Source organism: Allorhizobium borbori, from assembly GCF_014196535.1.
Classification (GTDB): domain Bacteria; phylum Pseudomonadota; class Alphaproteobacteria; order Rhizobiales; family Rhizobiaceae; genus Ectorhizobium; species Ectorhizobium borbori.
The window spans coordinates 138,161-153,017 of record NZ_JACIDU010000006.1 but is presented as its reverse complement, the minus strand read 5'-3'; the positions used below and the strand labels follow the sequence as shown (position 1 = coordinate 153,017).

The 14,857-nt window shown below is 64.4% G+C and carries 14 protein-coding genes; 4 read left to right on the top strand and 10 right to left on the bottom strand.

Annotation, left to right across the window (positions count from 1 at the left end):
- Nucleotides 1-7 precede the first annotated feature (7 nt).
- On the bottom strand, nt 8-796 hold the full coding sequence (locus GGQ66_RS09235) for an alpha/beta hydrolase fold domain-containing protein (RefSeq protein WP_183791888.1): 789 nt from the start codon (nt 794-796) through the stop codon (nt 8-10).
- Nucleotides 797-938: 142 nt separating this feature from the next.
- Here GGQ66_RS09235 and GGQ66_RS09230 point away from each other — a divergent pair, with 142 nt between their 5' ends.
- Nucleotides 939-1,883, top strand: coding sequence for a LysR family transcriptional regulator (locus tag GGQ66_RS09230; RefSeq protein WP_183791700.1), 945 nt, complete (start codon nt 939-941; stop codon nt 1,881-1,883).
- A gap of 75 nt (nt 1,884-1,958) precedes the next feature.
- Here GGQ66_RS09230 and GGQ66_RS09225 read toward each other — a convergent pair whose 3' ends face one another.
- Nucleotides 1,959-2,465, bottom strand: a complete 507-nt coding sequence (locus GGQ66_RS09225; protein WP_183791698.1) for a hypothetical protein — start codon at nt 2,463-2,465, stop codon at nt 1,959-1,961.
- Nucleotides 2,466-2,602: 137 nt separating this feature from the next.
- On the opposite strand from GGQ66_RS09225, the gene GGQ66_RS09220 reads away from it, so the two are divergent.
- On the top strand, nt 2,603-4,324 hold the full coding sequence (locus GGQ66_RS09220) for an amidase (protein WP_237358850.1): 1,722 nt from the start codon (nt 2,603-2,605) through the stop codon (nt 4,322-4,324).
- 23 nt (nt 4,325-4,347) lie between these two features.
- On the opposite strand, the gene GGQ66_RS09215 is transcribed toward GGQ66_RS09220, so the two are convergent.
- The 8 genes from GGQ66_RS09215 to GGQ66_RS09180 all read right to left on the bottom strand — a co-directional run bounded on the left by GGQ66_RS09215 (nt 4,348) and on the right by GGQ66_RS09180 (nt 12,900).
- Nucleotides 4,348-5,838: a sensor domain-containing diguanylate cyclase gene (locus GGQ66_RS09215; RefSeq protein ID WP_183791696.1), complete on the bottom strand. Its 1,491-nt coding sequence runs from the start codon at nt 5,836-5,838 to the stop codon at nt 4,348-4,350.
- Between the two features lie 182 nt (nt 5,839-6,020).
- Complete coding sequence (locus GGQ66_RS09210) at nt 6,021-6,176, bottom strand: hypothetical protein (RefSeq protein ID WP_183791694.1); 156 nt, start codon at nt 6,174-6,176, stop codon at nt 6,021-6,023.
- A gap of 74 nt (nt 6,177-6,250) precedes the next feature.
- On the bottom strand, nt 6,251-7,393 hold the full coding sequence (locus GGQ66_RS09205; RefSeq protein ID WP_183791692.1) for an RHE_PE00001 family protein: 1,143 nt from the start codon (nt 7,391-7,393) through the stop codon (nt 6,251-6,253).
- 191 nt (nt 7,394-7,584) lie between these two features.
- Nucleotides 7,585-7,767 carry a hypothetical protein gene (locus GGQ66_RS09200; protein ID WP_183791690.1) on the bottom strand — a complete coding sequence of 61 codons (183 nt, stop codon included), beginning with the start codon at nt 7,765-7,767 and terminating at the stop codon, nt 7,585-7,587.
- 156 nt (nt 7,768-7,923) lie between these two features.
- Nucleotides 7,924-9,330, bottom strand: coding sequence for an adenylate/guanylate cyclase domain-containing protein (locus GGQ66_RS09195; protein WP_183791688.1), 1,407 nt, complete (start codon nt 9,328-9,330; stop codon nt 7,924-7,926).
- 100 nt (nt 9,331-9,430) lie between these two features.
- Nucleotides 9,431-11,074, bottom strand: coding sequence for a metallophosphoesterase family protein (locus tag GGQ66_RS09190; protein WP_183791686.1), 1,644 nt, complete (start codon nt 11,072-11,074; stop codon nt 9,431-9,433).
- Nucleotides 11,071-11,556 carry a class I SAM-dependent methyltransferase gene (locus tag GGQ66_RS09185; protein ID WP_183791684.1) on the bottom strand — a complete coding sequence of 162 codons (486 nt, stop codon included), beginning with the start codon at nt 11,554-11,556 and terminating at the stop codon, nt 11,071-11,073. The genes GGQ66_RS09190 and GGQ66_RS09185 overlap by 4 nt, the downstream gene beginning before the upstream one ends.
- A 3-nt stretch (nt 11,557-11,559) precedes the next feature.
- Nucleotides 11,560-12,900, bottom strand: a complete 1,341-nt coding sequence (locus GGQ66_RS09180) for a nucleotide sugar dehydrogenase (RefSeq protein WP_183791682.1) — start codon at nt 12,898-12,900, stop codon at nt 11,560-11,562.
- A gap of 143 nt (nt 12,901-13,043) precedes the next feature.
- Between GGQ66_RS09180 and GGQ66_RS09175 the strand changes: the two genes are divergently transcribed.
- Together GGQ66_RS09175 and GGQ66_RS09170 are read left to right on the top strand one after the other, a co-directional pair.
- Nucleotides 13,044-14,132, top strand: coding sequence for a glycosyltransferase family 4 protein (locus GGQ66_RS09175; RefSeq protein WP_183791885.1), 1,089 nt, complete (start codon nt 13,044-13,046; stop codon nt 14,130-14,132).
- Nucleotides 14,129-14,854 (top strand): polysaccharide deacetylase family protein, encoded by a 726-nt coding sequence (locus GGQ66_RS09170; protein ID WP_183791680.1) that lies wholly within the window; start codon nt 14,129-14,131, stop codon nt 14,852-14,854. The genes GGQ66_RS09175 and GGQ66_RS09170 overlap by 4 nt, the downstream gene beginning before the upstream one ends.
- Nucleotides 14,855-14,857 lie beyond the last annotated feature (3 nt).

The following is a 14,857-nucleotide window of genomic DNA, read 5'->3' as shown; positions in this document are numbered from 1 at the left end:
GTGGGTTTCAGTGTTTCAATTCATGGACGAAGGCGGAAAACGCATCCGCGACCGTATCGAGCCACGGGCCCTCGTCATGGCTGTAAAGCCCGGCCCAACCGGAGCCGGCCGGCAGAACATGCCGGGTAACCGGCGTGCCGGCGGCCAGAAGCCGGTCGGCATAACCAAGCGTCTCGTCACGCAGCGGATCGTCATCCGCCGTCATGATCAGCGCCGGCGCCACCTGCGAAAGCCGCGTGCAGCGGCAAGGCGCGGCATAGGGGTGGAACAGGCCGCAGGCAGCCCGCAGATAACGGCTCCACCCGTCGGACCAGCGGCCCATCATCCCGATCTCGTCAGCCCGGCGAATGGAGCCGGAGACCATCATCGGATCGATCATCGGCGAGAGCAGAACCTGACCGGACAATTCGCCCGGCATCTGGTCGCGCGCTTTCAGCGCTACACCCGCCGCAATGTTGCCGCCGGCTTCCTCACCGGCAATCAGAAGCGGCGAGCGCGCACCGCCGAACTTCTTGCGGCAGCCGTTGAGGCCGGCCAGGACATCGAACATCCGTTCCATCGCCTCCGGAAAGACGTTGGTCGCCGACCCGGCATAATCCGCCTCCATCACGAAGGCGCCGCGTTCGGCCAGACGGCGGGCAACCGGCAGGTCGCCCTGCCGCTGTTCGGCCTGCTGGAAGGCGCCGCCGGCGAGGTAAAGCACCACCGGCATCGTACTCGTACGCGCACCGCCATCAAAGATACGGACGCGGGCGGTGGTCGCGCCGAACCGCATCTCCTGCCACTGCGCTGCCATCGAAGCCTGCTCCTTGCCGAACCGGCTTGCCGTTTCGTTGCCCTTCATATTATTATCCTTCTTCAAAGTGAGAAGATGGCTTTCACGGGCAACACTATTCCGAATTCGCGGACAATAGCGCCATATCCCAGGAGCAGCAGGCATGGACCAGCTTTCGGCAATGCGGGTATTCGTCCGCGTCGTGGAACTTGGCAATTTCACCCGCGCGGCTCAGGCGCTGAACATGCCGAAAACCACGGTGACCAATCTGGTGCAATCGCTGGAGGCGCACCTGAGCACCCGGCTTTTGAACCGCACCACCCGCCGCGTGGTGGTGACGACGGACGGCGCGCTCTATTACGAGCGGGCCACCCAGATCCTCGCCGAACTGGATGAGCTGGATGGCAGCCTTTCCCATGCGCAGGCCCAGCCGACCGGACGGCTGAGGGTGGAGATGTCCAGCGCCTTTGCCGACAGGATCGTGCTGCCGGGCATCTGCGATTTTCACAGCCGCTATCCCCAGATCCAGCTCGATATCGGCATCGGCGACCGGCTGGTGGACTACATGGCGGAAAATGTCGATTGCGCGCTGCGCGGCGGCACCCCCACCGATCAATCGCTGGTGACGCGCAAGGTGGGTGAACTGAAGCTGCGTTGCTATGCCTCGCCGCTCTATCTCTCGTTTCACGGCATGCCGGACCATCCAAGGGATCTGGCAACGACGCATTATTGCGTCGGCTATCTCAACGCGCCATCGGGGCGGGTGTGGCAGATGGATTTCAAGCGCGGCGATGAGGTCCACGAAATCGATCCGCGCTACATCATTTCGGTCAACGATCACCGGACCTATGTCAGTGCCGGCCTGTCCGGCATCGGCGTGATCCAGTCCACCTCCTTCTTCGTGCGCGATGCGCTGGCGGCAGGTGACCTCGTGCCCGTTCTGGAGGACTGGGAATGCGAGACGATCCCGCTCTACATCGTCTATCCCGGCACGCGGCACATTTCCAACAAGGTGCGCGTCTTCGTGGACTGGATCGTCAAGCGCCTGCAGCAGATGGACGCGCCGGATGCGGAAGAGCCCGCGCTCTGTCTGGCGAAGACGGCCTGACGCCGGCCCTCAAAACGCGTCGCGATCTTCCGGATTCGCGTCCATCGCCTTGCGTCCTTGTTTTCATGCGTGTCGTTATCGCCACTCGAACAGCTTCTGACCGCTGAAGGGCCGCTCGCCCGCCTGCACCAGCCGGTGATTTTCGCTTTCGGCAAAGGCAAGCGCATCGGCATCGTCGTTGAAGCCGATGAAGATCATCAGCGTGGAGCGGAACTGCGGCTCACCCTTCTTGCGATAGGTGAAGTTCACGGCGCAATGCGGATACTCGTCCTTCACCGAGGGTGCATCCACATCCGCTTCCGCCTTGAGCGCAACGAACTGGCCAAGGCCGAAGAAGCGGTCGATGGCCGAAAACGCCGCGGCTTGCGTCATCTTCTGGCTGGTTCCTGTGCTGGCCGGACGGCCGAAATAAACACTGTCCGTCTGGCCCTTGGCCCTTTTGGTTTCGTAGACGACCAGATTGCCCGCCGCCAGAAGATCGACATGCAGGCTGAAGGTCTGGAAGCGCTCGGGATGCTGGTCGAGTTCGGCGAAAACGGACCTCAGCCCGGCGATGTAATCGGCGTAGAATGCAACGTCCATGAAAGGGTCCGTATGTTGAAAGCGAGGGGCTCTCTAGCACAACTTGGCGATGGCAACAGGTCTTTTGCATGAAAGCCCCGTCTTGGAGGTGGCGGAACGAGCCGCTATAAACACTCATCCCCATGCACGAACCGGGTATGACGATGCCGCACGAGCCCCATGCCGCCTTTCCGCTGGTCGAAACCTCCATTGCCGATCTGCGCCGGGCGCTCGAGGAAGGCCGCACCACGGCGGAGGCGCTGGTGTCAGGCTATCTCGAGCGGATTGCCCGTTACGATCACGACGGCATCCGGCTGAATTCGGTGATCGTCATGAACCCGGGCGCACTGGACGAGGCGCGCGCCGCCGACAAACGTCGTGCGAAGGGCGAAACGCTGGGCCCGCTGGACGGCATCCCCTACACCGCCAAGGATAGCTACAAGGTGCGCGGCCTGACGGTCGCCGCAGGTTCGCCCGCCTTTGCCGGTCTCGTCGCTACTGAGGATGCCTTTGCCATCGCCCGCCTGCGCGCGGCGGGCGCGGTGCTGATCGGCCTCACCAACATGCCACCCATGGCCAATGGCGGCATGCAGCGCGGGCTCTACGGCCGGGCGGAATCACCCTATAATGCCGATTACCTCACCGCCGCCTTTGCCTCCGGCTCCTCGAACGGCTCGGGCACCGCGACGGCGGCAAGCTTCGCCGCCCTCGGGCTGGGCGAAGAGACCTGGTCGAGCGGGCGCGCGCCCGCCGCCAATAACGGGCTGTGCGCCTACACACCGAGCCGCGGCGTGATTTCGGTGCGCGGCAACTGGCCGCTGGTGCCGACCATGGATGTGGTCGTGCCGCACACCCGCTCCATGGGCGACCTTCTGGAACTCCTGGACGTGATCGTGGCCGACGATCCCGAGACGCGCGGCGATCTCTGGCGCAGCCAGCCCTGGGTGACGATCCCGAAAGCTTCCGACATCCGCCCCCTCTCCTATCCGGCGCTCACGGCAAATGCCTCGCTGAAGGGCAAGCGGCTCGGCCTGCCGGCCATGTATATTAATGCCGATCCGCTCGCGGGCACGGCGAGGGAGCCGGGTATCGGTGGCCCGACAGGCCGGGCGATCGAGACACGCGCCTCGATCATCACACTGATGGAGGTCGCCTGCGAAGCGATGCGCGCCGCCGGGGCCGAGATTATCGTGACCGATTTCCCGGTGGTCTCGAATTATGAGGGCGACCGGCCCGGTGCCCCGAAGATCGGCACGCGCGGCCTCGTCAGTCCGGATTATCTCCGGCGCGAAATCGTCGATCTCTCGGTCTGGTCATGGGATGATTTTCTGGCCGCCAACGGCGACCCGGCGCTCCCGCGTCTGGCCGATGTCGATGGCCGGATGATCTTTCCCGCACCGCCGGGCAGCCTGCCCGACCGTTACACTGGGTTCGGCGACGATATCGCCGATTATCCCGCCCATGCCCGCGCCCATCCCGTTGGTTCCTTCCTCGATATTCCGCATCTGGAAGCGGGCTTCCGGGGGCTGGAGGAAACGCGCAAGCGCGATCTGGAAGCGTGGATGGACGGGCTTGGCCTTGATGCGGTGATCTTCCCGGCGGTGGCCGATATCGGCCCGGCGGATGCGGACGTGAACCCGGCTTCGGCGGATATGGCCTGGCGTAACGGCACATGGGTCGCCAATGGCAATCTCGCCATCCGCCATCTCGGCATCCCGACGGTGACATTGCCCATGGGCATGATGGCGGATATTCACATGCCCGCCGGCCTGACCTTTGCCGGCCGCGCCTACGACGATGCTGCCCTGCTCATGCTCGCAACGGCCTTCGAAGCCACCGGGCGCTATCGCCGGCCACCACTGCGTACGCCGGAACTCTGAAGAGCCGGCGACGCGTCAGGCCGTCAGCGCTTGCCGTTCTTGCCGCCGGTGGTGCGCGCTAGGAGCGTGGCGCTCACCTCCGCCGCGTTCTTCTTTTCATAATAGGCGCGCTTCTGCTCATACATCATCTGGTCGGCACGTTTGACGACCGATTCCATGCTTTCGCCCGGCTCGCTCGTGGCAGCACCACAGGACATGCTGAGCTGGGCGCTGGAATAGAACTGGTTGTTGATGGTCAAAAGCGCATTGATCGTCTCGATCATGGCGCTTGCCGCCTTCGCGTCGGCACCCGGCATCAGCACCGCGAATTCATCGCCGCCGATGCGAGCGGCGTGGTTGGGTTTCAGAACCGCCCCGTTCAGGATTTCGCCGAACCGGCGCAGCAGCGCATCGCCGGCATCGTGGCCAAGCTGATCATTGGCTTCCTTCAACCCGTTGATATCGATGATGATTGCTGATACCGGCCGCAGAGACTTGCGCTCCATCCGGTTGATTTCCTCGGCATAGAAGGCACGGTTATAGAGCTTGGTCAGCACATCGTGCTTGCCGAGATATTCGAGATAGGCCTCGGCCTTCTTGCGGGCGGTGATATCGGTCAGCGCGATCTGCACCCGCGACCAGTCATTCTCATGCCCGGGGAAAACCGAGAAATGCAGCAGGATATGCCGCTCGGACCCGTCCAGCGCGTAGTTGATGACCTCGCGGTGATGGAACAGATTGCCGTTCCACAGTTCCATGAGCTGTTCGCGGAACGGCTTTTCCATGGCGTCGCGGAAGATTTCGCCCAGCCGGTGCAGAAGCTCCATGCGGTCCGGCGCGCAGAACAGTTCAAGCGTGGCCTTGTTCACGTCGATGACACGGATTTCGCTCATGCACTGGCGCACGAATTCCGGATGGACATCCATGAATGTCCTGAAATCGCTGATACCGGAAGCGCGGACGCTTTCGATCAGGATCTTGATGCGGCTGAAATCCTCGACCCACAACGACACCGGCGAATGCTCGAAAATGCCTTCGGCGTAAAGCCGCTGGTGCGCTTCCGCGCGGCGCGCATCTTCCCGCTCGGTAATGTCTTCGGTGGTCAGCAGCACCTTGCCCAGCGTCGCCTCGTGCCCCGGCAGGACACTGCCGCGAAGCTGGATGTCGAGCCGCCGCCCCGAAAGCGTGTAGTTGACCGTGGTGCTGGAGAAGGACTGTGCGCCATCGAACAGCGCCGCCAGTTCGTTGATATGGGTTTCCAGCATGTCGTCGCGGAAAACCGTCGCCAGGTTCGCCCGCAGATGATCGGCATCGTCGGCCTCGAACAGGGCCAGCGTCTTGCGGTTGACGTCGAGCACGCGGATACGCTGCGAAGAGGCCGCCACCCGCGACAGGTCTTCCCGCAGGAAGGCCCGAATGTCGGTGACACCCTGCGCACGCCACGTTTCGAACAGCGCCTGAACCCCACTGAAATCCTCGATCCACATGGCGATGGGAGCGAGATTAAAGATATCGGAGTCGAAAGCCTCTGTCATTGCGGCACCTGCTCGAGATGGGAGAAGACAATACGCGCAACCCGCGTGCCGTCTGCAATCGCGCTTATATTAGCGCCCAATAGTAAACCCGGCCTTTCCGTCATGGTGCTAACAGACACGGCCCCCCAGGCCTGACTGGCGCTGCGGCCCGCGATGGGTTCGCGTGAACCGGCACGCATCATTCAGAGAGTGAAATCGCCCGAGACCAGGGCGGTCGAGGTGGTGGCGGCAATCTCGAAATCGGCGCGGCCATCGCCGTTCACGTCGCCCGGCTCGCCGACGACGGAAGCAAATCCGGCGGCAGGGCGAATGTCATTACCGTCCTCCGCGACGTTCACGATATTGTCATTGCCGTTTCCGCGGCACCCTTCTGTTCCAAAGGGAACAGGCGGAGCCTCCCGATGCCCATCGATCAGACGATGCCCCAGGCGCGGAACCGGCCCCGGCCGGTCAGTTCCCTGAGGTTCAGTTCCTGCACGAGGGCGAGCGCGGCCCTCGGCGTTATTTCCAGGGCCTTGGCCACCATGCCCGCCGAAACCAGCGGGCGCGACAGCACGAATTCCACCAGCTCCGGCAGCTTCGAGGTCTGCCGCCGACCCGCCAGCCGGCGCTCCATCGTCTGCCGGGCAAGAAGAAGCCTGTCATGCTCCTTGAACCCGGCTTCGGTGGCCAGAACGATGCCTTCCAGACGGGCCAGCAGGCGGGCTTCCCGGTCCCTGTGCGTGCGCCGCTCGATGCGGACGGCCTTCAGGCCGAGATTGACGGTGGCGAGGTGGCTCGCTGTCGTCAGCCCGGCATCCCGCAGGCAGGACGCCGCCAGAAGACGCCCGAGCCACGCTGCATGCTGCAACACCGGACGCCTGTCCCAGGCATCGAGCAGAAGCACTGCCCGCAGCACTGGCGGCAGTTGTGCCGTCTCTGTCATAACGGCCCGCCATGCGTCGAGGCGCTCGTCCTCGTCCCAATCGGCATCATAGACCAGCGTGTTCTTCGCGCGCGCCGCGCCGCGCGCCGGCCTTTTCGCATCCGCCAGCGCCGCCTCGCTGCGGGCCAGAACGGCATCGATGGCCGCCAGTTCCGCCGCCAGCGGATCGGGGACCTCGTCTTCACTTTCCTCGATTTGCCCGCCTGCGGGCGAAGGGCGGGACGGCAGGGTTAGGTGCTCATCGGCGGCAGGCGCACTTTCCTCCGCGCGTCCTTCGCCCCGCAGGCTGCGCAACCCCTCCGCGCCCAGCGCCCAGCCGGCGGGTTGTGCGACGATCCGCCGGCGCGTGCGAAGCACGTCGCGGGCAATCGTCAGCTCATGGGTGGGCGTGCGGATGTCGGCGCCGGCATCATGCAGCACGAGATCCTCGATATGCACGAGTTCGCCATCCACCCACAGCGAGGCGCAGGCGTCGAGATAATGGGTACGCTCGATCCAGCCCTCCCGCACGGTCGAGCCGGCGAGGCGCTCGTCCAGTCGCGCCAGCGCCGCCGTCGCATCCGATACCGGGCGCAGAAGCGTCTGAAGCGGCAGGGTTTCGATATCGGAGCGCTTTGAAATCAAGGACATAATTTCCGGTAGAGAATGCCCGAACCGAATCAGGACCGGCTTCGGACCCGCCTGAAAAACATCGTGAAACCCTAGCACGCGCGGGCAACGACCGAAATCCCCGCCCGACGGAACCGGGCGGGGATCGGGGATGCGGAGAGTGCGACGCGCTCGGAGCAGGAAGTCGGACGCCGTCAGGGCGACATTGCCGGTCAGGCGACCGTCAGGTCGGCGTCGAAGACCGGCACGAGGCGAAACGTGTCGTTGGTTCCTGCGGTCGATGTATTGGCGTCGAGGGCCGAGAGATCGATCTTGTCGGTGCCGCGCACGCCAATGAGGTCGAACACCGAGCGAACTCGCGTGCCGGGCAGGCCAAGACCGGCCATAAGCAACATGGAAAAATGCCGCCGATCCATCACGATTTGCCGATCATTCCACATGGATTTGCTGTCCCTCCGGAACCGACGGGCAATGCACTGGCGGGTTGTTGCGTTATGAACGGCTCACACTTTCACGGAAACAAGGGGGCGGACAGCAGGCCAGAATGGGCATCAGGAGCGCAGGCACCAGACATCGACACTTGCATGCCGCCCGCGCAGCATGAGGCCCGGAAAGGGAACGAAGCCGGCAAGCGCGTCCTGCGGCAAGCCCTGCGCCAGCGCCTTGTCGACCAACGTGTCGGACAGGACGATCCGGGCCGACAGATCGCGCGTCACAGTCTCCAGCCGGCTGGCCACGTTGACGGTATCGCCCAGAACCGCAAATTCCAGCCTGCGGTCCGGACCAACATTGCCCACGATGGCGCGGCCGAAATGGGCGCCAACCACGACATGCAGCCCCTCGCCCATTTCATCGATGGCCGTCACGATGGCGCGGGCGGCGCGAATGGCGTTGGCGGCGTCCACCTGTCCGGGCAAGGGCGTACCGAAGGTGGCCATCACCCCATCGCCGAGAAATTTGTCCAGCGTGCCGCCATGCTCGAAAACCACGCACTCGATTGCGGCATAGTACCGGCGCAATAGCGCCAGAACCTCGCCCTCCGGCATACGTTCCGTCAGCTCGGTAAAGCCGACGAGATCGGCAAACAGGACCGCAATCTCGTGCGAGGCCGGCTGTGTCAGCGCTTCCGGCTGACTGGCCAGCCGTTGCACGATGGTGGGCGAGAAATAGCGCGACAGATTGGACCGCTCGGCGGCAGCCCTCGCCTGGTGGAACAGAAGCTGGTTGGAACGCCACCCTTTCAGCGTCAACGCCGCTGCCACGATGATGAAGATGACGATTTCCTGGAAGCGCTGGCTCCATTGAACGCCGTTCAGATCCAGAAAGGCCTGTAGATCGGCACGGCCAACCAAACGCGCCGTCTCTTTTGCGGCAGCCGTCAGCATGGGAATTTCATGACCGAAAATCGCAACGAGCGCTGTTGCTACCAACCAGATGGCAGACACGGCCAATCCGAGCGACCACACCGTGCGCCATGAGTAGCAAAGAACGGCAAAAGCCAGAAGAAGGAAGAAATGGTTGAAGACATTCCAGCGGTAACCAAGCGCGGCCGGCATCATCTCCGCTTCGAACGGGTTTGGTACCAGGGCAATGACCGTTATCAGCACGATGTCGAACAGGATCAACCCAACGCTGACCCAGGTCCTGCCGATGCTGCGAAATCGCGTCTGAAGCACACCACTGCCCCAGAACAGAAGCAGCAGAGCATCGTAATACAGCATGTCGAGGCCGAAATTCATGAAGGGCAGCAGGCATGCGATGACAACGACTGCAAGCTGGCGGCTGACCGAAACGATGGAATGACCAATCTCGCGTTCGCGAGCGAGCGCACGCATCAGAACCGGGTCCCGCGCCACCATTTCAGCTTCGGCATCGGCGCTGGCAAGGATGCGACGCAGAAAGCCGAACCGGATGGCAGGCACGTTGTGTACCGACGAAACGAAATCGGGATCGGTCATGGCGCTTCCTCGGGTCGGATGTCTGGCATCGGGAAGCCCTGCTCCCCGTTCGAGAGTTGACCGGAATCACCTTGATCCGCAAGCCGTGACGAACGGCATCTCATGCGGCAGGCCAGGCCGGCCCTCTTGCGCGTTCGAGATGAAACAGTCCGGCACGGAAGAACAGTCCGAGATAAGCGGCAATGGCCCTGTCCGTCGACGCTTCCGGCGTTTCGGCATAAAGCCGCGCGAGCTGTTCCAGTAGCGCGATGCGGCGTTCGCCGAGGCCGGCCAGGGCAAGCGCGCCGCCCTGGCGCAGGCAATACCAGTCGGCGATCAGCGCGATGACCGCCTCATCCGCGTCGCAACCGGGCGGCACATCGCCCGCAGGTCGCGTTCGTTCATCGGCAAGCAGGTCTGACAGTCGCATACCCTCGATGGCGGACACCACCTCCGCCGGCCATTCCCGGGGAAAATAACGGTGGCGCACCAGAGCCTGCGTGTGAAGCCGCAGGAACTCTCCATAGTCCCTCGCACCGGACACGGCATCGGAACCGCCACCCGTGCGGGCGGCCTCGCGCCCGTAAAGCGCCATGATATCCGCATCGAGCGGCAGGGCCGACAGATCGACCGTCTCCACCGCGACGGCTACCCCTTTCGCCTCGACGACGCAGAAGCCCGGCGGATAACCGCAGAGCGAGGGCACCGCGACGTTCACGAGATCCCCGCGCCGGCTTTGACCCGCCACATGCCAGTGACCGCTGAAATGCAGATCGATGCCCGCTTTCGACACCGCCTCGGCGACCGCTGGTTCGGGCCTTCGCTTCAGGATCGTGCCACCGGGAAACAGTCGTGGCTCGTAACCTTCGCGATCATCGAGCGGATCGATCACCGGATAATGCGAGAAGGTCAGAAGCGTCTTGCCTGTCGCCTTCGCCCGTGCCGCCACATCCGCCATCCATGTCAGGATGAAGGGCTTGAGGCGCAGCATGGCGTTCCAGCCTGCCGCGGTGCTGTCGATGAAGGCCCGCTTCGACCGGGGCTTGAAGACGCCGTTGCGCGGTTCGAACACATTGGCATCGATCATCATGAGCCAGAGGCCGTCTTCCGGCTCCACCAGATAGGAAGCGTCCATCAGCCGATGGCGGGTTCGCCCGTCGGCGGAAACCGCTTCATAGCTGCGCGCCTCCGGCGCATCGTTCAGACCGAAGGGCGTTTCCCAGTGCAGGAATTCCGGGCGGCGGAAATAGCCGAAGCGCGCCATGGGCAAAAGGCCCGCCGGCAAACCTTCGCAGCGAAAATCTGGTGTTACGACAGCGCCCGGCGGCGGCTCGCGGCCATCGCTCGTGACCAGCACGGAACGGCCGTCGGCCCTCAGGAAATCGCCCGAGCGGTGACGCCCGAAGGGGCCGAAAACATCGTGATTGCCGGGCAGCGCGTAAAAGCGCAAGCCGTGCTCTTCTTCCTGTCGGGTCAGAAGGCGGGCGAGGCTTTCCGTCGTGCGGCGCTGGCCATCGTCGGTGTAGTCTCCGAGCAGCACCACATGGCGGATACCGCGCGCCGCGACCTGCTCCAGCGCCGCCGAGAGGGCAGCCGCGCTCTCGTTGAAGACGCGGGTGGATTCGCGGGTGCGCGCCCAACTGTAAAGGGTCAGGCGGCGTTCGCCCGCAGGCACGCCCGGAAGGCCGTAATCGCCGGCGATATCGTGAAAATGCGCGTCGGCAATGACCGCAAGCGAAAAGGGCGGAGTTTCGCCGCCCGTCATCCGCCGGCCTTGCGGTAGAAGAAATAGCGTTCCGGGTCGATATGGCTTTCGACCGGCAGGCGCTCAAGTTCCGGCGCATCGAGCGGCAGGCCGCACAGGACATAGCCGCCGGGGGCGAGCATGCCCACCACCATCTGCGGCAGCCAGGTCAGCGTCACGGCATCCTTGTCCGCATCGCCCGTGCCGATATCGGCGTGAACGAAGGCCGCATCTCCCAGCATGAAGGCGCGGCCGGTCTCGGCGATTTCGCCCAGCACGAGGTCACCCTCCGGCGGAATCGAGCTTTTGTGGGCGAGAAGCTGGCGGTCGAAAACGACGATGCGGCGGCCGGGAAAGTTTTCCCTCAGATGGCTGTAGGTGCGGCCATTGCCAAGGCCGACCTCGAAAATCGGGCCCTGCGGCAGCGCGACCCGGTCGCGAATGGCGTTCAGCATGTCGCGCTGGGCGCTCATGCGGTTGATGAAACTGTCCAACCGGCTCATGGATCAGGCCTTCACGACGTTTTCGACGGCAAGACCGCGGCGGGCAAACACGTTGCGCGTATCGACCACCAGCGGCACCCATGCCGCCAGCGCCGCATAATCCACGTCATCGTGATCAGTGGAAACCAGCGCGAGATCGAAGCCGCGCACCGTTTCCTCATCAAACGCCACGCTCTTCATGCCCATCAGATCGGCATATTCCCGCGTCTTCGGCACCTCGGCGATGAAGGGGTCGTGATAGGCCACATCCGCACCGCGTTCGTTGAGAAGCTCCAGAAGCCGCAGCGAGGGGCTTTCGCGGATATCCGGCACGTTCTTCTTGTAGGCCAGGCCCATGACCAGCACGCGCGAGCGGCTGAGCGCCTTGCCGGCGCGGCGGTCGAGCGCTTCCGCCACCCGGTCCACCACATAATGCGGCATGGCGGTGTTCACCTCGCCGGCCAGTTCGATGAACCGGGTCGGGCGATCGAACTCGCGGGACTTCCAGGTGAGGTAGAAGGGATCGATCGGGATGCAATGGCCGCCGAGACCCGGACCGGGATAGAAAGGCATGTAACCGAAGGGCTTGGTCTTCGCCGCCTCGATCACTTCCCAGACATCGATGCCCATGGCCTCGTAGACGAGCTTCAACTCGTTCACCAGCGCGATGTTGACGGCGCGGAAAATGTTTTCCGTCAGCTTCACGGCCTCCGCCGTCGCCGTGGTGGAAACCGGCACCACCGTCTTTACCACCGCGCCATAGAAGGCGACCATCAATTCCTGTGCATCGGCGCCATCGCCGGCCACGACCTTCGGAATGGTCGAGGTCTCGAAATCGCGGTTGCCGGGGTCTTCACGCTCCGGCGAAAAGCCGAGGAAGAAGTCCGTACCCGCAACGAGGCCGGTTTCCTCCAGAATAGGCTTCATCACTTCTTCCGTCGTGCCGGGCCAGGTGGTCGATTCCAGCACGATCAACTGGCCGGGGCGAAGCGTCGCGGCAATCTGCCGGCAGGTCTTCTCGACATAGGAAAGGTCGGGGTCGCGGTGGCGGGTCAGCGGGGTCGGCACGCAGATTGCGATCACGTCGCAGGCCGCAAGCCCGGCGAAATCGCAGGTGGCGGCGAAGCGCCCGGCCTCCACCTCACCCTTCAGGATGGCCGAGGGCACCGCCTCGATATAGCTCTCGCGGGCCTCGATGGCCTCGATCTTCGCCGGATCGATATCGAAGCCCGTAACGGTAAAGCCGCCGCGCGCCATGCTCATGGCCAGCGGCAGGCCGACATAGCCGAGGCCGATGACGCCTGCCTTCGCGGTTTTCGATCGAATAGCCGTGAGAAGTCCGGCGGCGGCGGGGGAGGATGACATGGGAAGGCTCCGCGAATGCTGTTGCCTGTCAGTTGCGTCCGCGCCGCCGCCATGTCAAGGGTGAGCGGGTTCACAGAGCGGTGTCGCGGCGAATAACCGCTCCGGCTCTTGCCTCGCGCGCGCTGTCGCGCTCTATAGCAGCCATGAGAATTGCCTTTTACGCGCCGCTGAAATCGCCCGATCATCCCGTGCCCTCCGGCGACCGGCTGATGGCGCGGCAATTGATGCGCGCCCTCGGCATGGGCGGCAATACCGTTCAGCTTGCCTCGGCACTGCGCAGCTTTCACGCCACGCCGGAAACCGTTCTGCCCGATCTTCACGCGCAGGCCGAAGCCGAGATCGAACGGCTTTCCCGGCAATGGGTGGCGGATGGGCCACCCGATCTCTGGTTCTGCTACCATCCCTATTACAAGGCGCCGGATTTGATCGGCCCGGCGCTCTGCCGGCGTTTTCACCTGCCCTATGTCACGGCGGAGGCGTCCTATTCGAAGCGGCGCAATCTCGGCTGCTGGGCGCGCCATCAGGACGATCTGAAGGCGCTGGTGGCAAGCGCGGCAGTCAATCTCTGCTTCACCGCGCGCGACAGCGCAGGGCTGGCCGAAGCCGTGCCGCCCGCCCGTCTGGCCCGCATCGCCCCGTTCATCGATGCCGCCCCGTTCCTCGAAACGGTCCCGGCAGCCGAGGTCGGGCGCCTGCTGACGGTGGCGATGATGCGGCCCGGCGACAAGCTGGAAAGCTACCGGGCGCTGGCGGCGGCATTGGCCCTCGTCCGCGCGGACTGGCGGCTGTCCATCATCGGCGACGGGCCGGAACGACCGGCGGTCGCGGCGGCTTTCGCCAACCTTCCGACAGGGCGGATCGACTGGCGTGGCGAACAAGACCGGGAGGGCGTGATCGCGGCAATGGCGCGCGCATCCCTTTATGTCTGGCCGGGGCATGGCGAAGCCTACGGGCTTGCCTATCTCGAAGCACAGGCCGGCGGCCTGCCGGTCATCGCCGAGCGCGTTGCGGGGGTGCCGGAAGTGGTGGCCGACGGGCGAACCGGTCTTCTGGTGGAACCGGGGCGGCCTGAAGCCTTCGCCGCCGCCATCGATGCCCTGCTTTCGGACGGGGTCAAACGCCAGAACCTCTCAACGGCAGCACGGCGCTTCGTTTCGGAGGAACGATCGCTGCCCGTCATCGCCGGGCGTCTCGAAAGCCTTCTCGTTTCCGCACTGGAGTATCCGCTGTGACCGACACCCTTCTTCGCGAAACGCTGGACCGCATTGCCGGCTCGGGCCGCAAGGTGAAGCTTTGGCTTCGCGACGACGATGCGGTGGAACCAACCCCGGCCCTTGACCGGTTGCTCGATCTGACCGGCGCTCACGGCGTGCCGGTGACGCTCGCCGTCATTCCCGAACAGACGGGAACGGCTCTTGCCGCCCGGCTGGATGCCGCGCCCCATGCGCTTGTCGCCGTGCATGGCTGGTCGCACCGCAATTACGCGCCCGCCGGCGAGAAGAAGCAGGAACTCGGCGCCCACCGCGGCGAAGACGTGGTGCTGGCCGAATTGAAGGCGGGCTTCGCCAAGCTTGAGAGCCTGCATGCGCCGCGCTTCAACGCCATGCTGGTGCCGCCGTGGAACCGTATCGCGGCCAGCCTGCCGCCCCGCCTCGGCGCGCTCGGCTTCACCGCCCTTTCCACCTTCGGCAAGGAGAAGGAAGGCGCGTCGATCCCCCTTATCAACACTCATGTCGATGTCATGGACTGGCACGGCACGCGCGGCGGCCGCCCTGCCGCCGATCTCTTCGCGGAACTGGCCGGATGGATCGCCCGGCCGGATGCCCCGCCGCAGATCGGCGTTCTGACCCATCATCTCGTCCATGACCAGACGGTCTGGGCCTTTCTCGAAAGCCTGTTCACGCTGACCGCCGATCACCCCGCCTGCGCATGGGTGAAGCCGGGCGCGGCCTGACCC

Bases quoted from the DNA above. Each gene is read 5' to 3' on its own strand.
- GGQ66_RS09235 (WP_183791888.1), bottom strand. From the start codon at position 796: ATGGCAGCGCAGTGGCAGGAGATGCGGTTCGGCGCGACCACCGCCCGC.
- GGQ66_RS09230 (WP_183791700.1), top strand. From the start codon at position 939: ATGGACCAGCTTTCGGCAATGCGGGTATTCGTCCGCGTCGTGGAACTT.
- GGQ66_RS09225 (WP_183791698.1), bottom strand. From the start codon at position 2,465: ATGGACGTTGCATTCTACGCCGATTACATCGCCGGGCTGAGGTCCGTT.
- GGQ66_RS09220 (WP_237358850.1), top strand. From the start codon at position 2,603: ATGACGATGCCGCACGAGCCCCATGCCGCCTTTCCGCTGGTCGAAACC.
- GGQ66_RS09215 (WP_183791696.1), bottom strand. From the start codon at position 5,838: ATGACAGAGGCTTTCGACTCCGATATCTTTAATCTCGCTCCCATCGCC.
- GGQ66_RS09205 (WP_183791692.1), bottom strand. From the start codon at position 7,393: ATGTCCTTGATTTCAAAGCGCTCCGATATCGAAACCCTGCCGCTTCAG.
- GGQ66_RS09200 (WP_183791690.1), bottom strand. From the start codon at position 7,767: ATGTTGCTTATGGCCGGTCTTGGCCTGCCCGGCACGCGAGTTCGCTCG.
- GGQ66_RS09195 (WP_183791688.1), bottom strand. From the start codon at position 9,330: ATGACCGATCCCGATTTCGTTTCGTCGGTACACAACGTGCCTGCCATC.
- GGQ66_RS09190 (WP_183791686.1), bottom strand. From the start codon at position 11,074: ATGACGGGCGGCGAAACTCCGCCCTTTTCGCTTGCGGTCATTGCCGAC.
- GGQ66_RS09185 (WP_183791684.1), bottom strand. From the start codon at position 11,556: ATGAGCCGGTTGGACAGTTTCATCAACCGCATGAGCGCCCAGCGCGAC.
- GGQ66_RS09180 (WP_183791682.1), bottom strand. From the start codon at position 12,900: ATGTCATCCTCCCCCGCCGCCGCCGGACTTCTCACGGCTATTCGATCG.
- GGQ66_RS09175 (WP_183791885.1), top strand. From the start codon at position 13,044: ATGAGAATTGCCTTTTACGCGCCGCTGAAATCGCCCGATCATCCCGTG.